Genomic DNA, 17,372 nt, shown 5'->3' on the forward strand with positions numbered 1-17,372 from the left:
GTCAGGCACGCAGTCCTCTCGAGGTGGTGGAGCGGGTGATCAGGATGAAGGCGCCGTCGACCAGCAGGGCGAGGATCACGACCGTGACGGTCCCGGTCAGGGCGTAGTTGAGGGCGTTCTTCGAGCCCAGGGAGGAGAGTCCCTTGAAGATGTACTGGCCGAGCCCCGGACCGGCCACGTAGGCCGCGATCGCCGCGATCCCGATCGTGAGCTGCGCGGCGACCCGCACCCCGGTGAGGATGATCGGCCAGGCGATCGGCAGCTGCGTCGTCAGCAGCACCCGCACCCGTCCCATCCCCATGCCGCGAGCCGCCTCCAGCACGTGCGGCGGCACCTCGCGCAGGCCGACGACCGTGTTCCGGATGATCGGCAGCAGCGAGTAGAAGACCAGCGCGACGACCGTCGGTGCCCAGCCGAGGCCGAGCACCGGGCTCAGGATCGCCAGCAGGGCGAGCGACGGGATGGTGATCGCGATCCCGGCGGCGGTGATCGAGAGCGAGCGGGCGATCGGCCGGTCCCAGACCAGGAGGCCGATCAGCACCCCCAGCACGAGCGCGATCGCCAGCGAGATCGCCACGACGAGGACGTGCTCGACGAGCAGCTCGGCGATGTCGTCCCAGCGGCGGCCGAGGAAGACGATCAATCCGGAGACGTCGGGTCCAGGCACAGCGGACTCCCTTTCTCTTCATCGAGTGGGGCCGCCGGGGTGGCGACACCGAAAGAGTACGAACGGTGGTGCCATAAACACAATGGCAGTTGTCGATATGACAACAGGGGGTTTAGCGTGGCCTGATGGATGCAGATTCGACAGCACCTCGGCGCAACTCCTCGGGCCTCGCGAGAGACGTCGAGATCCTCGAGCTCCTCGGCGGTGCGGAGGCCGAGCAGGCCGGCGGCCTGGGTGTGATGCGGATCGCCCAGCTCACCGGACGCGACAAAGCCGTGATCTCGAGGAGCCTCGCCACTCTCGCCGACGCAGGCCTGCTCGATCGCGACCCGGCGACACTGAACTACCGCCTCGGCAGCCGGATCTTCTCCCTCGCCGCCCGCACGCTGGAGGCGGCGCTCATCGCCGAGTCCCGGCCGCTCCTGCGGCGCATCGCCCGGTCGACCCGGGAGACCACGCACCTCTGCGTGCTCCGCGGCGGCAACGTGCTCACCGTCCTCAGCGAGCTGAGTCCCCACGAGGTGCGGACCACCGGCTGGGAAGGCGTCATCACCGCTGCCTGGCGCACGCCGTCGGGCCGGGTGCTGATCAGCGACTGGGACCGCGCCTCCCTCAGCGCCTGGTACGACGAGCACGGCCACGACCGACCGGTCGTCGGCCCGGTCGATCCGATGATGGCGGCAGCGGGTTTCTCGGTGCTCGAGGAGCCCCCGGCCGAGAAGGCGATCGTCTCCGACTTCGAGTCGCTCCTCCAGGAGCTGTCGCGCATCCGCGAGCGGGGCTACGCGACCCTGGACGAGGAGCTCGAGCGCGGAGTGGTGGGGGCCTCCGCACCCGTGCACGACTACTCCGGTCGCATCGTCGCCGCGGTGAACGTCAGCGCCCCGAAAGCGCGCATCGGCGAGCAGCTCGACAAGCTCGGCATGTACGTGTCACAGGCCGCGAGCGAGCTCTCCGACCGCCTCGGAGCGGCAGCGCGGCCCGCGAAGTGAGAAGCGACGCCCTTCACTAAGCAACCGCACTCCTGGCGTGCCTTCTAGAGCCGGCCGACGGGACTCGGCCTGTGCCGATTCCGAAGACCGCGCCGACCTGAGAGCGACCACGGCGAGATCAGTGCTGCGGAGGCGTCGGTGGTGGACGGGTCCTCGACCGGGCTCAGAACGCGGTCAGCACATTGCGCATGTGCTCGACCTGTGGTGGCCCGGCGAGGTGCTCGCCGATGAGGGCGCGCCAGGCCTGGAACTGCTCGGATCCCCGGAAGCCGACCATGTGGTCCTCGACGGTCTCCCATCCCACGATGAGGCGGTACCGCAGGGGGAATTCGTCCGAGCGCTCGAGTTGCAGGGTGCGGGCACCTCTGGCTTGCTGGAACAGCGGGGCGGCGGCGGCGACGGCTTTCTCGAATGCTTCGTCGTGGCCGGGGAGGACGTCGATCTGAGCGATCTCCCGCACGATCCGCACGTCGTCGGCCGCTCTGGCGTGCTCGCCGTCGATGCGTCCGTGCTCGCCCGTGGCGACCATGGTCCGTGTGGAGTCGAGCGAGCCGTATGTCCAGAAGATCGCCATCGGCTCGGTGTCGGAGGCGTTGGTGAAGTGGTGCGGGATGTTCGCGGGAACGAAGGTCGTGTCGAAGGTCGAGAGCGGGGTCTCCGCCCCGTCGATGTCGACGATCGCATGACCCTGGATGACGATCACCGATTCGGCGACGTTGTGGGTGTGATGGCCGATGGCCGCGCCGGGCTGGAACTGGGTGATGCCGTTGAGGTAGCTGGTTCCGCCGCGCGCGGCGGTGACCAGGGGTGTGGTCCTGGCTCCCGCGCCGCGGTCCTTCGAGGGGAGATCGGCGAGACGGAGGACGCGCGGTGAGGAGCTGGAGATCGCGAAGGTGTCGGGCATGATCAGTTCCCTCCGACGGTGAGGAGATCCGCTTCGGTGTCGGCGTCGGCCGCGCTGAGCGTGGTGGGGGCGGCGGCGTAGCCGATGGAGAGGGTCTTCACGTTCACGAACTCTCGGATGCCGTCGACCCCGAGCTCGCGGCCGTAGCCGGACTTCTTGATGCCGCCGAACGGCAGTCGCGGATCGGAGGCGACGATGCTGTTGATGAAGACGGCGCCGGCGTCGACGTCGCGGGCGAGCCGGTCGGCGCGCCCGAGGTCGCTGGTCCAGATCGCGGCACCGAGCCCGAAGTCGGTGGTGTTGGCGAGGGCGATCGCTTCGTCGACGTCGGCGACGCGGATGATCGCGGCGACGGGGCCGAAGGTCTCCTCGGTGAACGCGGCGTGCTGAGGGGTGACGTGGTCGAGGATCGTGGGCTGGTAGTAGAAGCCGTCACCCTCGACCACGTCGCCGCCGATGGTGACGACGGCACCTGCGGCGATGGAGCGCTCGACCTGGTCGTGGAGGGTCGCACGGAGGTTCGCGCGGGCCATCGGCCCGACGGAGGTGCGACGGTCGAAGGGGTCGCCGACGGTGAGCGCGCGAACGTTCTCCGTGAAGGCCGCAACGAACTCGTCGGCGATGCTGTTCTCGACGATGAACCGCTTGGCGTTGACGCAGCTCTGGCCGTTGTTGGTGAATCGGGCCTTGACGGCGGCGGCCGCGGCGGCGGGGATGTCGGCGTCCGCGAGGACGATGAACGGGTCGGAACCGCCGAGTTCGAGGACCTGCTTCTTCAGGGCCGCTCCGGCCTGTGCGGCGACGATCTCGCCGACCTCGGTGGAGCCGGTGAGGGTGACGGCGGCGATGCGGTCATCGGCGATGAGCCCGGCGACCGCACTGGAGTCGATCATGACCGTGCGGAACAAGCCCTCGGGGGCGCCGGCTTCGAGGAAGATCTTCTCCACTTCGAGCGCGGATCCGGGGACGTTGTTGGCGTGCTTGAGGATCGCGCCGTTCCCGGCAGCGAGGGCGGGGGCTGCGAAGCGGAAGAACTGCCAGAAGGGGTAGTTCCAGGGCATGATCGCCAGCACGACGCCCAGCGGTTCGTACACGATGCGGCTGTCTGCGGCGCCGGAGGGGACGACGGTGTCGGCGAGGAATTCGGCGGCGTGGTCGGCGTAGTAGTCGAGGGTGAGCGCGCACTTCTCGACTTCGGCTTCCGCCTCGACGACGGGCTTGCCCATCTCGCTCGTCATGAGGTGTGCGTACTGCTCGGCACCGGAACGGAGGACGGCGGCGGTGCGGCGCAGCAGTGCGCTGCGCTCGGCGACGGGGGTCCTCCGCCAGAGCTTCTGTGCCGCGACGGACTCGTCGAGGATGGTCTGCACCTGGTCGGGGGTGTGGGCCTCGTACCGGCCGATCTCGTGACCGTTGCGCGGGTCGATCGCTGTGATCATGGGTGGTTCTCCTTGCGGGTCGCAGTGGAAGGGAGGGTCAGAAGAGGGGGTAGGCGAGGGTCAGCCCGCCGACGATGAGCATCACCAGGGCGACGATCGTGCCGCGCCAGATGACCTTCTTGAAGTGGTCTCCGAGGCTCACGTTCGCCAGGCCGATCAGCAGCAAGAAGGACGCGACGAGCGGGCTGGACTGGTGCAGAGCCTGGCCGACGAGGGAGGCGCGTGCCATCTCGACCGGTTCAAGACCGAAGGTCGAGGCGGTCGCGGACAGGATCGGCAGGACTCCGAAGTAGAACGCGTCGTTGGTCATCACGAAGGTCAGCGGGATCGAGAGGATTCCGGCGATGACGGCCATGAACGGGCCGAGTCCGCTGGGGATCACGGAGACGAGCCATTCGGCCATCGCTTCCACCATGCCGGTGCCGTTGAGGATGCCGGTGAGGACGGTCGCGGCGAAGACCATGCCGACGACGCTGATGACGCTGTCCGCGTGGGCTTTGATCTGCGCGGACTGCTCCTTGATCTTCGGGAAGTTCACGACCAGGGCGATCGCCGCGGCGGCCATGAAGATCACGGCGGGAAGGACGACGTCCATGACGAGGGTCGTCATCACGGCGAGGGTGAGGACGAGGTTGAACCAGATCAGTCGCGGGCGCGCGTTCGGGCGGACGGCGATTCCGCCGGTGAGGGACAGGTCGGGGGCGAAGTCGTTCGTGATGACGACGCTGGAGCCGCTGGCGGGGGAGGAGCCGCCGGCGCCGCCTCGCCCAGCGCGGCGGGCGGCGCCGGTGGTGTGGGACCGGGCGGCCGCGTTCTCGTCGACGAACGTCTCGTCCGACTCGTCGGCGAGTTCCGGGCGCTTCAGGAAGCCCCGCGAGGGGCGCAGCTCGAGCGCGCCGATGCGCTTCCGCTCGCCACGGCCGAGGAAGTACGCCAGCACGACGACTGCGACGAGGCCGGCCGCGATCGCGGGGATCATCGGGACGAAGATGTCGATCGGCGAGACTCCCAGCGCGGCTGCCGCGCGGGCGGTGGATCCGCCCCAGGGCACGGTGTTCAGGACGCCGTTGGACATCGCAGCGACCACCGTGAGGGTGACGGGACTCATCCCGAGGCGGAGGTAGAGCGGGAGGAACGCGGAGGTGACGATGATGAAGGTGGTCGAGCCGTCGCCGTCGAGGGAGACGATCGAGGTGAGCAGCGCCGTTCCGACGACGAGCTTCACGGGGTCGTCGCCGACGAAGCGCAGGATCAGCCGGATCAGCGGATCGAAGAGGCCGACGTCGATCATCGTGCCGAAGAAGATGATCGCGAAGAACAGCAGTGCCGCCGTCGGCGCGAGCTTGAGGATCGACTCCTCGATCATGTCTCCCATGCCCAGACCGGCACCGGTGAAGGCGCCGAAGATCAGCGGCACGAGGATGAGGGTGGCGATCGGGGTCGCCTTCTTGGCCATGACGAGATACAAGAACACGGCGATCATGCCGAAGCCGAGAATGACGAGCATCGTTGCTCCCTAGGTTGGTGGCCGTCACGCTGCAGAAGGCGACGGCGGAGATCGGTCGATCTAGTTATACCCGCCGGTATACCTGGCTGCAAACTAAACTGACAAGATGACGAACCAACGCGCGCAGCTGACGGTGGTGACCGACCCGTCCACCCCCGGCAGCAAGCTCGGCAAGACGGAGGTCGTGTACCGGCAGATCAAGGCCGACATCGAGAGCGGCGTGTACCAGCCGGGGGAGCAGCTGCCCGAGGTGATGCTCGTCGAGCGCACCGGCGCCTCACGCACACCGGTCCGCGAAGCACTGCGCCGACTCGCCGCCGAGCAGCTGGTCGACATCGCGCCCAGGAAGGCGCCGACGGTGTCACGGCTCTCCCTGAAGGGAGCTCGTGCGCTGTTCGACTACCGTCGCCTCCTCGAGCCGGCGGCACTGCGCGAGGTCGCTCGCCGCAGCGGGCAGGACCCCGCCGTCGCCGCCGCATTCCGCGGCCTGGCCGAGCGCTTCGAGGCCATCAACGGCGTGGAGTACTCCTCCGACTTCGCCGCGACCTTCGCTGCGCTGGCGACCGAGTTCGATGACGCTGTCGTGGCGACCACGCCGAACGAGTACCTCGCCCGTGCGATCGACGAGCTCCGGCCGCACACCGCACGCCTTCGCCTGATCGCGCACGCCGACGTCGGGCGCCTCGCCGAATCGGTCAGAGAGCACCTCGAGATGTGCCAGGCCGTGATCTCCGGCGACGCCGATCGCGCTGCCGTCGCCTGCACGCAGCACCTCTTCCACGTCGACCAGGGGATCTTCAACACCCTGCTCTCCTCGACTCGCGCCAGCAGCGCCCTCGTCGACCTCGCGAACTGACCCTCTCGGTCCGTCCCGGGCCTTGCGCCTCGGGAATACGCTGAGGTATACAGAGACGGGGACGGCCAACGAGGTCACGTCCGCCGAGAGGTTCGAACATGGCTGAGACCACCACCGAGCGCGACCGCATCGCGCCGGCACCGTTGCGCGACTTCGGACGCGAGGTACTCGAGTACTCCGGTGTCCCCACTGACGACGCCGCACTGGTGTCCGACTCGCTCGTCCAGGCCGATCTGTGGGGTCACCAGTCCCACGGCCTGCTGCGACTGCCGTGGTACATCGACCGGCTGCGCACCGGAGCGATGAAGGCGGTCACCGAGCCGACGACCCTGATCGACACCGGCTCGCTCCTCCTGCTGGACGGGCACGACGGGATCGGTCAGGTGCTGACCGACAGGGCTCGATCCGAAGCCGTTCGCCGCGCGCGCCTGCACGGGATCGGCGCGGTGGGAGTGCGCAACTCCAACCACTTCGGGACGGCGATGTACTTCACCCGCCGCGCAGCCGCCGAGGGGTGCGCAGCGATCCTCACCACCAACGCCTCGCCCGCCATGGCCCCCTGGGGCGGCCGCGAGAAGGGCGTCGGCACCAACCCCTGGTCGATCGCCGCTCCCTACGGGGAGAAGGTCGTCGCACTCGACATCGCGAACACCGCCGTCGCACGAGGCAAGATCTACCTCGCCCGCCAGGAAGGCGTCCCCATCCCTTCGACATGGGCGCTGACCCCGGACGGGCACGAGACCACCGACGCGGAGCAGGCAGTGCACGGAGTCATCCTGCCCATGGCAGGGCACAAGGGCTACGCGATCAGCTTCATGATGGACGTGCTCTCCGGAGCGCTCACCGGATCACAGGTCGGCCGCGGCGTCCACGGGCCTTATGAGGCCGACAAGCCCAGCGGCGCCGGCCACCTCTTCATCGCCATCGACGTCGCCGCCATGGGCGACCCGGAGGACTTCGCGGGACGAGTGCACCAGATGGTCGACGAAGTGAAGCAGACCCCCTTGGCCCCCGGCTACGACGAGATCTTCTACCCCGGCGAGCTCGAAGACCGCGCAGAGATCGCGAACCGCGCCTCCGGAATCCTGCTGCCGGAGAACACCTGGCTGGACCTGCAGAAGCTCGCCACCGAGACCGGCCTCGACCTGCCGCGGGATCGTTGACGGACTTCACCCATCACCTGCTGCGCCTCCTCCGGTCAGGACCTCGCCGCCTCCTCCACACCTCACCACCACATCGACGCCACTCCCGCCCTCGTCTGACACCCCGAAAGCAGCGCCATGCTCACCCTCACCGTCGCCCTCGACGTCCGCCCCGGCCACCTCGACGACTTCCTCACCGCGATCACCGAGAACGCCACCCGCACCTTCACCGACGAGCCCGGATGCCTCTACTTCGACGTCTGCCAGGACGTCTCCGACGAGCTGCACTTCGTCTTCCACGAGGTCTACACCGACCAGGACGCGATCGAGGCGCACCGGAAAGCGCCTCACTTCGCGGCATGGCGTTCCGCCGCCGACCAGCACGTCGTCCCCGGCAGCCAGATCAACGTCATCGCCCGCCGGCTCGCTCACCACAGCTGACCCAGCGTGCACTCCGTGAGCTTGCACCTGTCGCTCAGCGGACGAAGCCACCGAGTCGTCGGCCGCCATCGCCTCGGCCCCCGAGCTCGTCCACGCGTCGACGGGCCCGTCCGCCCGCGCCCGTCGTGTGAGCGCTCAGAGCGAGACGCCGGACTTCCAGAACGCTGCATCGCAGCGCGAGCGACGCCATCATCCCGACGAACGAGCCCACACCCGCGTACAGGATCGAGTTCAGGGTCCAGCGGACGAAGACGCCGTCCTGCTCGGTCACGATCTGCCCGATGTTCTCGAACAGGTCGAAGTCGGCGAACCCGCAGCTCCACTCTCAGCCGGGAGGTCCTTATCCCGTTTCAGCGACTGCAGCGGATCGTCACACATCATCCGATCTGCCTGGGCAGTGCCGCCGGGGGCCTCATCGCTGACAGCGCGACCGTCACCACTGGTGCAGGAAGTCCTTCCGAGGCTGAACGGCATCCGGCTCGAGCCAGAGCTTGACCACGCCCGAACCGGCTCCGTACACGGTCAACACTTCCGGGGTCCTCGACCACTCGACCGGCTCGGGGCTGCCGAGAAGCGTGACCTTCTTGATCCCGCTGCCGAGCATCCCGGCACCGCTTCCGAACGCGCGAATCCGCAGCGTGTCGTCCTCCGGCTTCGCGAGCGGGATCGCATACACGTAGTCGCCCGTCACATGCGTACGCGCCGTGAACCGGAAGTCGGCACCCGTGAAGGCGGCGGCCTCACCGTCGACGAACGATCCGACGGCGACCTGCGTGGGCCCTTCGCCGGCGACCGCCCACGGACGGGTGCCGTAGATCGCTTCGCCGTTGATGGCGAGCCAGGAGCCGATCGATCGCAGGATCTCCTGCTCCTCGGCCGGGATCGTGCCATCGGGCTTCGGCCCGATGTTCAGGAGCAGCACGCCGTTCTTCGACACCACGTCCGCCAGTTCGGCGATGAGGTCGTCGACGGACTTGTACTGGTGGTTCCGCACCCACGACCACGCGGTCTTCGAGACGGAGGTGTCGTTCTGCCAGATCTCCGGGCGGATGCCGCCCATCGTGCCGCGTTCGATGTCGTAGACCGCCGAGCCGTCGGCGAAGGCATCCCACTTGTAGTTGATGACGACCTCGCGCCCCCACTGTGCGGCGCGGTTGTAGTAGTAGGCGGCCAGTCGCGCGAGGTACGGCTTGAACGCGGGGTGCTCGATCCACCAGTCGAACCAGAGCACCTGCGGGCGGTAGCGGTCGATGATCTCGACCGTGCGCAGAAGCCAGTCCTCGAGGAAGCGCTCGTTCGGCGCCGTCTCCTCCCGCTGGGCCGGCCCGTAGAAGTCCTGGTACTCGGGCAGCAGCACGTCCGAGTCGAACCGGGATCCGCCGTTCATGAAGAACCAGTGCTCCGCCCGGTGCGAGGAGGCGCCGCGTATCATCCAGGCGCGATCCGTCGCCGCCGAGAGGTCGCCGAAGACGTCTCGCTCCGGGCCCATTCGAGCAGCGCTCCACCGCGAACGCTCGGTGTTGTACATCGCGAATCCGTCGTGGTGCTCCGCCACGGGTACGACGAACTGAGCACCGGCCTGGCGGAACAGCTGAGCCCACGCATCCGGGTCGAAATCGGCCATCGTGAAGGAGGGGATGAAGTCCTTGTAGCCGAAGTCCCGGTGCTCGCCGTAGGTGCTCCGATGGTGTTCGAACTCCTCGGTACCCTCGCGGTACATCATGCGCGAGTACCACTCGCTGTTGAAGGCCGGTACGGAATAGACGCCCCAGTGCAGGAAGATCCCGAACTTCGCATCGTGGTACCACTGCGGCGGAGTGTACGTGCGGAGGGTATCCCAGTCGGCATCGTACGGACCGGCCGCGACCACGGCATCGACCGCGGCGAGCGCGCCGCTGTTGTCGCTGACATCGACGGCCGCGGGCAGACGCTCAGGATCGATGGCGGGCAGGGAGTGCGTCATGAGCGGTCGCTTCCGGTTGGCTCGAAGAGAAGCGAAACGTTGCGTTTCTCTTGTCGGCAGAGTATTTCGGCCCGCGGGCCGCGTCAACGATCGTCCTCGGCCCGGAGCCTCTGAGGATGCCGCATCGCGGTGGATTCCGAGCGAAACGATTCGCAGCTCGGCCCGCGCCGACGGCGCTGCGCCGAGAAGGAGGACCACGCGGCATGGCGAGTCACAAGGACCTCCAGTCGCGTTCCCGGCGATCCCTCACGGTCGGCGTGCTCCTGCCCGCCCTCGACAACGACTTCCACCTGGCGATCATCGGCGGCGTCGAGGCGGCGCTGCGGACCGACGGTGTCAGCGTCCTCGTCTGCACGAGCGGTCCGGCAGCCGGTGCCGCGGTCGAGTTCCTGCGGGGCAAGACGGTCGGCGGCATCATCGCCGTCCCGCTCGGGCACGATCTCGACGCGTTGCGGCAGGCGGAGGACGAGGGGATCCCGGTCGTCGCGATCGACTGGATCGCGGCCGAGCTGGACACCGACCGGGTCGTGCTCGACAACGGCGGCGCGGGGGCGGCCGTCGCCCGCCATCTGGTCGACCACGGCCACCGGCACGTCGCCATGGTCAGCGGTGACGAACGCGTCTCCACGATGCGCGAGCGCGCCGAGGGGTTCCGCCAGGCACTGGTCGCTCGCAGCGTCGACATCGACGAGTCGCGGATCACGGCGGCTCCGCTGACCGTCGAGGGCGGCGGGGCGTCCGCCGAACGTCCGTGAACGAACCGGGATCGCGGGTGCCGGAGGACGTCTCGCTGGTGGGGTTCGACGGTCACGAACTCGCCCGAGCTTCACTTCCAGGGCACGCCGAGCTCGCGGCCGGGTGCGAGGAAGCCTCCTGCGAGCAGCGACTCCCCGGTGAGGGGGAGGTCGCCCGCCGCGCCGAGGATCTCATCGGCGAAGGATTCCGCGTCGTCGAGGGGTTCGAAGCCGATCTCCCGACCGGCGTCGACATCGACCCATCCGCGCGTATTCGCGGACACACCCCAGACGATCCGGTGGCCGGGGGAGTCGAGATCGGCACAGGCGTCGATGAGGCGGACCATATCGGCGGCGGAGAACCAGAAGGCGAGCCCACGGTGCCCATCGGGCCGATCGGCGAAGTTCGCGATCCGGGCGGATACGACGCTCATACCGTGGCGGTCCGCGTACACACTGCCGAGTGCCTCCATCGCGACCTTCCCGACGCCGTAGAAGGTGTCGGGACGAGCCGGCACCACGGGAGTGTTCCGGGTGTCGCCCGCAGTGGCCATTCCGACGGCGTGGATCGAGCTCGCGAGCAGGACGCGGCGGACTCCGGCCAGGTGCGCGGCCTCGAGAACCGTTCGCGAGCCCGTCACATTGACGGCGACGATGTCCTCCCAGCTCCGCTCGGTCGAGAGCCCGCCGAGGTGGATCACGAGATCGACGTCCGCGCAGGCGGCGCCGAGCGCGACGGCATCATCGAGATCCGCCTGAACGAAATCCTCCATCCCGGACGGCGCGACGGTCGGTTCGACCCGGTCGAGCAAGCGGACGCCGTGGCCCGCCTCGGCCAGGAGAGGCCGGACGGCCGACGCTATCGACCCGCTTCCTCCCGTGATGAGAAAACGTTTCATGACGCTAGATTACGGTAGCTGCATGACCAGGACGAGTGTCTGCGCCTACCCGTGGGATCTTCTCGGCGATCCCGGTGTCCGCGATCGCCTCGCCCGGCTGCGGGGGGCCGGCGTGACGTCCGTGGCCATCGCGGCCGCGTATCACTCCGTCCGGGCGGCGACACCGATGCACCCCCATCATCAGGTGGTGGACGCCCGGCACGCCGCGTTCTACCTCCCGGTTCGGGAGAGCGTCTGGAGCGGGTCGGATCTGGTGCCGGAGGAGGCGACGGCGTGGGCGGGAGACGATTCGTTCCGTCGCGCGGCCGAGGTCGTGCGATCCTGCGGCCTCGACGTCGAGGCGTGGATGGTGCTCACCCATTCGAGCGAACTGGGTCGAACCAGGCCACAGCTCTGCGTGCGCAACGCGTTCGGCGACGTCTATCGTTACGCGCTCTGTCCAGCGCACCCGTCGGTGGTCGACTACGCGGTCACCCTCGTCGAGGAGACGATCGCGCTGGGCGGGGTGCAGGCGTTCATGATCGAAGCGAGTGGTCCGCTCGGCGTCGGTCACCTCGGGCACCACGAGAAGACCTCCGGTGCTGAGTGGTCGGAGGTCCAGGAGGCACTGCTCTCCATCTGCTTCTGCGCTCGCTGCGCGGCAGCGCTCACGGGTGCCGGTGTCGACCCCGATGCTCTCGCCGCGCGGGTCCGCGAAGCCGTGCGCTCTCCCGCGCCCGGCGACGTGGACGACGTGCTCGGCGACGCGGCGCGGGTGGCGTTCGCCGCACGGACATCGGCGCGAGCGGCGCTGACACGTGCGGTGTCGGCCGCCGCCCGAGCCGGAGGCGCGGGGCGGTTGTCGTTCCACGCCCAGTGCGAGGAGTGGGCCGTCGGTCCGTTCGCGGCGCTGCTCGATCAGCCCGGCAGGGCGGCGGCGGCGGCCGACGCCTTCGTTCTGCCCGGCGGGGTCGCCGCCGGTGGCGAGCGGGAGTACGCGCGTGCCCGTGCGGAAGCCGGTTCGGCTGCCCTCGGGGTCTACGTCTCCGCTCTGCCGCCCGCCGTGCCCGACGAACTCGCGACCCGGTGGGCGGGCCTCGTCGACCTCGGCTACGACGAACTCTGCATCTACCACCTGGGTCTCGTCTCCCGCCGACGCTTCGATGCCGTCGTCGCCGCGGTCCGGCAGCTGCCCTGATCGCCACCGCTTCCTGGCGTCCCGCATCGAGACGCGTTACGGTGAATGCGCAACAAGCACAAACGTTTGCATACTCGACTGGAGCCTTGCCGTGACCTCGACCTCCCCTTCCCCCGCCCGTACCGGAACCGCGGCGACAGAGCCCGGACGCACGAGCGTCACCGTGCACCCGGCGTTCTCGGTCGCGCCGGTCAGTAAGCGGACGTTCGGCTCCTTCGTCGAGCACCTCGGACGGTGCATGTACTCCGGGATCTACGAGCCCGGACATCCGACTGCCGATGAGCACGGTTTCAGGCAGGACGTCCTCGAGCTCACGAAGCAGCTCGGCGTCACCCTCGTGCGCTATCCCGGGGGCAATTTCGTCTCGGGCTTCCGGTGGGAGGACAGCGTCGGATCGCGCGACCAGCGGCCGACGCGCGTCGACCTGGCCTGGGCCACGACCGAGACGAACGAGTTCGGCTTGGACGAGTTCATGCAGTGGTGCCGAGTCGCCGAGGTCGAGCCGATGATGGCCATCAATCTCGGCACCCGCGGCACCGAGGCCGCGATCGACCTGTTCGAGTACAGCAACCACAGCGGCTCCAGCACCCTCGCCGACGCTCGGGTAGCGAACACCAGAGCGCTCGGCGCAACGGGCGATCCCCATGACATCCGGTTGTGGTGCCTCGGCAACGAGATGGACGGACCCTGGCAGCTGGGACACAAGACCGCCGAAGAATACGGGCGCCTTGCCGCCGAGACGGCGCGTGCGCTTCGTCGCGCCGATGCCTCCATCGAACTCGTGGCGTGCGGCTCCTCCGGGTCGCAGATGCAGACGTTCGGCGCGTGGGAGCAGGCAGTTCTCGACGAGGCGTACGATTTCGTCGACTACATCTCCCTGCACTCCTACTACCAGGAGTCGGGCGACCGCGCGAGCTTCCTCGCATCCGCCGTCGACATGCAGAAGTTCATCCGCGACGTCGTCGCCATCGCCGATGCCGCGGGAGCGAAGCGGAAGAGCACGAAGAAGATCATGCTCTCGTACGACGAGTGGAACGTCTGGTACTTGGGCGGCGCAGCGTCGGAGAAGGTCCCCGGCTACCCCGTGGCGCCGCCCATCCTGGAGGACAACTACACGGTCACCGACGCGGTGGTGGTCGGCAGCATGCTGATGACCCTGCTGCGCAACAACGACAGAGTGACGGTCGCCTGCCAAGCCCAGCTCGTCAATGTGATCGCGCCGATCATGACGGAACGCGGCGGAGGGACCTGGACGCAGACGATCTTCCATCCCTTCGCCCTGACCGCTCGCTATGCGGGGGGCACAGTCCTCGACGCCCGCGTCTCGACACCGCTCGTCACGACGGCGAAGTACGGCGACGTCGACATGGTCGATGCGGTCGTGACCTGGGACCAGGAGGGCGGTACAGCTGCGGTGTTCCTCGTCAACCGCTCGACCACGCAGGCCCAGACCGTCGAGATCCCCCTGGGGGCCCTCCGGCTCACCGCGGTCGTCGAGGCGCTGACACTGCACGATGACGATCCGTACGCTCGCAATTCCGCGGCGGCACCGGACCGGGTCGTGCCCCGCCCGAACGACTCCGCGCAGTGCGAGGCCGGCCTGATGAGCATCGACCTCCCGAGCGGATCCTGGACTATGGTCAGACTCGCGTGAGCGCCGGACGGGCGGCGATCGAACGCCGAGCCCCGAGGAGTTGATCGCGTGGCGGTGACCATCCGCGACATCGCTCGCGAGTGCGGGGTCGCCGCGTCGACCGTGTCGCGGGCCCTCGCCGACGACCGCTCGATCGGGAGGGCCACCAAGGCGCGCGTCGCGGAGGCCGCCGAGCGACTCGGCTACCGCGTCAACCGCTCCGCGCAGGGCCTGATCACCGGACGCACCCGCAACCTGGGGCTGATCGTGCCGGACTTGCGGAATCCGTTCTTCGCGGACGTCGCCAAGGGCGTGCAGACGCGGGCCCGAGAGCGCGGATTCGCAGTGTTCGTCAGCGATGCCGACGAGAGCCCGTCGTTGGAGCGCACCGCCATCGACGACCTGTCCCCGCAGGTGGACGGCCTCCTCATCTGCTCCCCGCGGATGAGCGACGAGGGGCTGCAGGCACTCGGCATCGCCGACCGCGCCGTCCTGCTGCACCGGCGGGCGGAAGGATTCGCGAGCGTCGTGGCGGACATCGCCGACGGGATGCGGCAGGCGATCACGCACCTGCACGCGCTGGGGCACAGCCGCATCGCGTATCTCGGCGGGCCGACCGCGTCGTGGTCCGGACGGGAACGGGGGAGGGGGATGCGTTCGGCGGCGCAAGACCTCGGCATCGAACTGCGCGAACTGGGCCCCGTGTCGCCCGACTTCGGCGGAGGACTCGCCGGCGCCGATGCCGTGCTGGCGAGCGGTGTGAGCGCCGTGATCGCCTTCAACGACCTCGTCGCCGTCGGGCTGCTCAGCCGCTTCGCCGCGCGCGGAGTGCGGGTACCGGAGGACGTGAGCGTCGTCGGTTTCGACGACATCCTCGTCTCCGCGGTCGCGACGCCCGCCCTGACGACGGTGTCGGTGCCGCGGATGCGGGCAGGGGAGGCCGCCGTGGAGATGCACCTCGAACGAGCTGGAGGCCGGGACGAGGCGAGCTCCGTGGCGGTGGCGGATCGCACCATCGCCACGGAGCTCGTCGTACGAGCCAGCACCGTCCCGGCACCGAGCTGACGCATCAGCGGACTCGCTTATTTGAGGCCGGTGGTCGCGATGCCCTTCACGAGGTACTTCTGACCGAAGAGGAAGGCGAGGAACACCGGCAGCAGCGACACGATGGACATCGCGAACATCCCGCCGTAGTTCGAGCTGCCCGTCGAATCGAGGAAGGAGCGCAGTGCCACGGGCACGGTGAACATCTCCGGCGAAGTCAGGTAGATCAGCGCGCCGAAGAAGTCGTTCCAGCTGTTGATGAACGTGAACACTGCCGTCGCGGCCAGCGCGGGCACCATCAGCGGCAGGATGATCCGGAAGAAGATGCCGACGTGGCCGAGCCCATCGATCCGTGCCGCTTCGTCGAGGTCGCGCGGGATCCCGCGGATGAACTGCACCATCAGGAAGATGAAGAACGCATCCGTCGCCAGGAACTTCGGCAGCAGCAGCGGGATGAACGTGTTCACCCAGCCGAGCTGGCTGAAGATGATGTACTGCGGAACGATCACCACGTGCACGGGGATCATGATCGTGATGAGCATGATCGCGAACAGCGGCTTCTTGAAGCGGAAGTTGATCCGCGCGAACGCGTAGGCGGTCACCGCGCACGAGACGAGGTTGCCGACGATCGATCCGAGGACGAGGATCGCCGAGTTCAGCAGATACTGGCCGAACGGATGCGTCAGCGCGTTCCAGCCATCGGTGTAGTTCTTCGTCTCGAAGTCCTGCAGCAGGATTCCCGGCTGGGCGAAGATCTCGTCGTTGGGTCGCAGCGACGAGGCGATCATCCAGAGCAGCGGGTAGATCATCACGAGGCCGGCTGCGATCATCACGGCGTGCCGGATGATCGAAGAGAGGGGAGTGCGCTGCTCGGCGGAGCGCCGACGCCGCTGAGGGGCCTTCCCGACTTCGTTCCGCGGTCGGACGGGGCGGGCGTCTGCTGCCGTCTGCTCCAGACGGTCGGTCTCAATCGTCATAGAAAACCCAATACTTCGAGGCGATGAAGTTCACCGCAGTGAATGCGCCGATGATGACGACGAGGCCCCACGCGATCGCGGAGGCGTAGCCCATATCGAGCTGCGCGAAGCCCTTCTGGTAGAGGTACATCGTGTAGAACATGGTGGAGTCGGCGGGTCCGCCGCTTCCTCCCGAGACGATGAACGCCTGGGTGAAGGACTGGAAGGAGCCGATGATCTGCAGCACCAGGTTGAAGAAGATGATGGGGCTCAGCAGCGGAAGGGTGATGAGCCGGAACCTCTGCCAGGCCGTCGCTCCGTCCATCGACGAGGCTTCGTAGTACATCGTCGGGATCTGCCGCAGGCCGGCCAGGAAGATCAGCATCGGGGCGCCGAAGGTCCAGACGTGCAGGATGATGATCGTCGAGAGCGCCGTATCGGGATTGGATATCCATCCCGGTCCCTGGATTCCGAACCAAGCGAGGATCTCGTTGACCAGGCCCGAGCTGCCGAAGATGTTCCGCCACAGGATCGCGATCGCGACGGACGATCCGAGCAGCGATGGCAGGTAGAAGATCGACCGGTAGAAGGCCAGTCCCTTCATTCCCCGATCCAGCAGCATCGCTACGGCGAGCGCGAAGATCAGCTGCAACGGGACCGACACGATCACGTAGGTGAAGGTCACCCGGAGCGAGTTCGCGAGCCGCTTGTCGTTGAACATCTCGACGATGTTGTCGAAGCCGACGAACTTCGGAGCTTGGATGAGGTTGTAGTCCGTGAACGACAGGTAGAGCGATGCGAGCATCGGACCGATCGTGATGACGACGAGCCCGATGAGCCAGGGCGCCAGGAACAGGTACGCGGCTCTGTTCTCGTGGCGGCCCTCGCTGGCGGCAGGCGCGCCACCCTTCTTCTTGCTCAGCTTGCCGAGCTCGCCCAGCGCGCTCATGTCGCCGCACTCCGCTCGGAGGCCGGCGTAGAGATGGCCGCCGGCTCATTGATCGTGGTCGCCACAGGC

At 68.1% G+C, this 17,372-nt stretch carries 17 protein-coding genes; 8 read left to right on the forward strand and 9 right to left on the reverse strand.

The window, feature by feature from the left end:
• Position 1: 1 nt before the first annotated feature.
• Positions 2 to 643 carry an ABC transporter permease gene (locus tag EDF45_RS12205; RefSeq protein WP_167306074.1) on the reverse strand — a complete coding sequence of 214 codons (642 nt, stop codon included), beginning with the start codon at positions 641 to 643 and terminating at the stop codon, positions 2 to 4.
• Between the two features lie 149 nt (positions 644 to 792).
• Here EDF45_RS12205 and EDF45_RS12210 point away from each other — a divergent pair, with 149 nt between their 5' ends.
• Positions 793 to 1,659, forward strand: a complete 867-nt coding sequence (locus tag EDF45_RS12210) for an IclR family transcriptional regulator (RefSeq protein WP_123736490.1) — start codon at positions 793 to 795, stop codon at positions 1,657 to 1,659.
• 163 nt (positions 1,660 to 1,822) lie between these two features.
• Here the strand turns inward: EDF45_RS12210 and EDF45_RS21775 are convergent, their stop codons facing one another.
• Genes EDF45_RS21775 through EDF45_RS12230 form a run of 3 tightly spaced genes read right to left on the reverse strand, consistent with a single transcriptional unit; the run spans position 1,823 to position 5,509 of the window.
• Positions 1,823 to 2,563, reverse strand: coding sequence for a cupin domain-containing protein (locus tag EDF45_RS21775; RefSeq protein WP_260312192.1), 741 nt, complete (start codon positions 2,561 to 2,563; stop codon positions 1,823 to 1,825).
• Positions 2,564 to 2,565: 2 nt separating this feature from the next.
• Positions 2,566 to 4,002 (reverse strand): NAD-dependent succinate-semialdehyde dehydrogenase, encoded by a 1,437-nt coding sequence (locus EDF45_RS12225; RefSeq protein WP_123736489.1) that lies wholly within the window; start codon positions 4,000 to 4,002, stop codon positions 2,566 to 2,568.
• Positions 4,003 to 4,039: 37 nt separating this feature from the next.
• Entirely contained in the window at positions 4,040 to 5,509 is a 1,470-nt protein-coding gene (locus EDF45_RS12230; RefSeq protein ID WP_123736488.1) for a CitMHS family transporter, read from the reverse strand.
• Between the two features lie 106 nt (positions 5,510 to 5,615).
• On the opposite strand from EDF45_RS12230, the gene EDF45_RS12235 reads away from it, so the two are divergent.
• The 3 genes from EDF45_RS12235 (at position 5,616) to EDF45_RS12245 (ending at position 7,948) form a co-directional block, all read left to right on the forward strand.
• The gene (locus EDF45_RS12235) at positions 5,616 to 6,365 is read left to right on the forward strand and encodes a GntR family transcriptional regulator (RefSeq protein WP_123736487.1); all 750 of its coding nucleotides are present in this window, start codon (positions 5,616 to 5,618) and stop codon (positions 6,363 to 6,365) included.
• A 98-nt stretch (positions 6,366 to 6,463) separates the two neighbouring features.
• The gene (locus tag EDF45_RS12240; protein ID WP_123736486.1) at positions 6,464 to 7,528 is read left to right on the forward strand and encodes an Ldh family oxidoreductase; all 1,065 of its coding nucleotides are present in this window, start codon (positions 6,464 to 6,466) and stop codon (positions 7,526 to 7,528) included.
• Between the two features lie 117 nt (positions 7,529 to 7,645).
• On the forward strand, positions 7,646 to 7,948 hold the full coding sequence (locus tag EDF45_RS12245) for a putative quinol monooxygenase (protein ID WP_123736485.1): 303 nt from the start codon (positions 7,646 to 7,648) through the stop codon (positions 7,946 to 7,948).
• A 34-nt stretch (positions 7,949 to 7,982) separates the two neighbouring features.
• Here the strand turns inward: EDF45_RS12245 and EDF45_RS12250 are convergent, their stop codons facing one another.
• Together EDF45_RS12250 and EDF45_RS12255 are read right to left on the reverse strand one after the other, a co-directional pair.
• Positions 7,983 to 8,219, reverse strand: coding sequence for a hypothetical protein (locus EDF45_RS12250; protein WP_123736484.1), 237 nt, complete (start codon positions 8,217 to 8,219; stop codon positions 7,983 to 7,985).
• A gap of 162 nt (positions 8,220 to 8,381) precedes the next feature.
• Positions 8,382 to 10,109, reverse strand: a complete 1,728-nt coding sequence (locus EDF45_RS12255; RefSeq protein WP_260312191.1) for an alpha-L-fucosidase — start codon at positions 10,107 to 10,109, stop codon at positions 8,382 to 8,384.
• Positions 10,110 to 10,114: 5 nt separating this feature from the next.
• On the opposite strand from EDF45_RS12255, the gene EDF45_RS12260 reads away from it, so the two are divergent.
• On the forward strand, positions 10,115 to 10,666 hold the full coding sequence (locus tag EDF45_RS12260; RefSeq protein ID WP_185020168.1) for a LacI family DNA-binding transcriptional regulator: 552 nt from the start codon (positions 10,115 to 10,117) through the stop codon (positions 10,664 to 10,666).
• Between the two features lie 71 nt (positions 10,667 to 10,737).
• Here EDF45_RS12260 and EDF45_RS12265 read toward each other — a convergent pair whose 3' ends face one another.
• Positions 10,738 to 11,544 carry an NAD(P)-dependent oxidoreductase gene (locus EDF45_RS12265; protein ID WP_123736481.1) on the reverse strand — a complete coding sequence of 269 codons (807 nt, stop codon included), beginning with the start codon at positions 11,542 to 11,544 and terminating at the stop codon, positions 10,738 to 10,740.
• Here EDF45_RS12265 and EDF45_RS12270 point away from each other — a divergent pair.
• The 3 genes from EDF45_RS12270 (at position 11,528) to EDF45_RS12280 (ending at position 15,419) form a co-directional block, all read left to right on the forward strand.
• On the forward strand, positions 11,528 to 12,721 hold the full coding sequence (locus EDF45_RS12270) for a hypothetical protein (RefSeq protein WP_260312190.1): 1,194 nt from the start codon (positions 11,528 to 11,530) through the stop codon (positions 12,719 to 12,721). The genes EDF45_RS12265 and EDF45_RS12270 overlap by 17 nt on opposite strands.
• 91 nt (positions 12,722 to 12,812) lie before the next feature.
• Positions 12,813 to 14,375 carry an alpha-N-arabinofuranosidase gene (locus EDF45_RS12275; protein ID WP_260312189.1) on the forward strand — a complete coding sequence of 521 codons (1,563 nt, stop codon included), beginning with the start codon at positions 12,813 to 12,815 and terminating at the stop codon, positions 14,373 to 14,375.
• 48 nt (positions 14,376 to 14,423) lie between these two features.
• The gene (locus EDF45_RS12280) at positions 14,424 to 15,419 is read left to right on the forward strand and encodes a LacI family DNA-binding transcriptional regulator (protein ID WP_123736479.1); all 996 of its coding nucleotides are present in this window, start codon (positions 14,424 to 14,426) and stop codon (positions 15,417 to 15,419) included.
• Between the two features lie 17 nt (positions 15,420 to 15,436).
• Here the strand turns inward: EDF45_RS12280 and EDF45_RS12285 are convergent, their stop codons facing one another.
• A complete protein-coding gene (locus EDF45_RS12285) occupies positions 15,437 to 16,375 on the reverse strand; it encodes a carbohydrate ABC transporter permease (protein WP_123736478.1) in 939 nt (312 codons plus the stop codon).
• Complete coding sequence (locus tag EDF45_RS12290) at positions 16,365 to 17,303, reverse strand: carbohydrate ABC transporter permease (protein WP_123736477.1); 939 nt, start codon at positions 17,301 to 17,303, stop codon at positions 16,365 to 16,367. Before EDF45_RS12290 ends, EDF45_RS12285 begins: the two co-directional genes overlap by 11 nt.
• Positions 17,304 to 17,372: the final 69 nt, after the last annotated feature.

Origin of the sequence: Rathayibacter sp. PhB186, assembly GCF_003751825.1 — a bacterium.
GTDB classification, from domain to species: domain Bacteria; phylum Actinomycetota; class Actinomycetes; order Actinomycetales; family Microbacteriaceae; genus Rathayibacter; species Rathayibacter festucae.

Bases quoted from the DNA above. Each gene is read 5' to 3' on its own strand.
- EDF45_RS12245 (WP_123736485.1), top strand. From the start codon at position 7,646: ATGCTCACCCTCACCGTCGCCCTCGACGTCCGCCCCGGCCACCTCGAC.
- EDF45_RS12210 (WP_123736490.1), top strand. From the start codon at position 793: ATGGATGCAGATTCGACAGCACCTCGGCGCAACTCCTCGGGCCTCGCG.
- EDF45_RS12290 (WP_123736477.1), bottom strand. From the start codon at position 17,303: ATGAGCGCGCTGGGCGAGCTCGGCAAGCTGAGCAAGAAGAAGGGTGGC.
- EDF45_RS12225 (WP_123736489.1), bottom strand. From the start codon at position 4,002: ATGATCACAGCGATCGACCCGCGCAACGGTCACGAGATCGGCCGGTAC.
- EDF45_RS12260 (WP_185020168.1), top strand. From the start codon at position 10,115: ATGGCGAGTCACAAGGACCTCCAGTCGCGTTCCCGGCGATCCCTCACG.
- EDF45_RS12230 (WP_123736488.1), bottom strand. From the start codon at position 5,509: ATGCTCGTCATTCTCGGCTTCGGCATGATCGCCGTGTTCTTGTATCTC.
- EDF45_RS21775 (WP_260312192.1), bottom strand. From the start codon at position 2,563: ATGCCCGACACCTTCGCGATCTCCAGCTCCTCACCGCGCGTCCTCCGT.
- EDF45_RS12265 (WP_123736481.1), bottom strand. From the start codon at position 11,544: ATGAAACGTTTTCTCATCACGGGAGGAAGCGGGTCGATAGCGTCGGCC.
- EDF45_RS12285 (WP_123736478.1), bottom strand. From the start codon at position 16,375: ATGACGATTGAGACCGACCGTCTGGAGCAGACGGCAGCAGACGCCCGC.
- EDF45_RS12240 (WP_123736486.1), top strand. From the start codon at position 6,464: ATGGCTGAGACCACCACCGAGCGCGACCGCATCGCGCCGGCACCGTTG.
- EDF45_RS12270 (WP_260312190.1), top strand. From the start codon at position 11,528: ATGAGAAAACGTTTCATGACGCTAGATTACGGTAGCTGCATGACCAGG.
- EDF45_RS12235 (WP_123736487.1), top strand. From the start codon at position 5,616: ATGACGAACCAACGCGCGCAGCTGACGGTGGTGACCGACCCGTCCACC.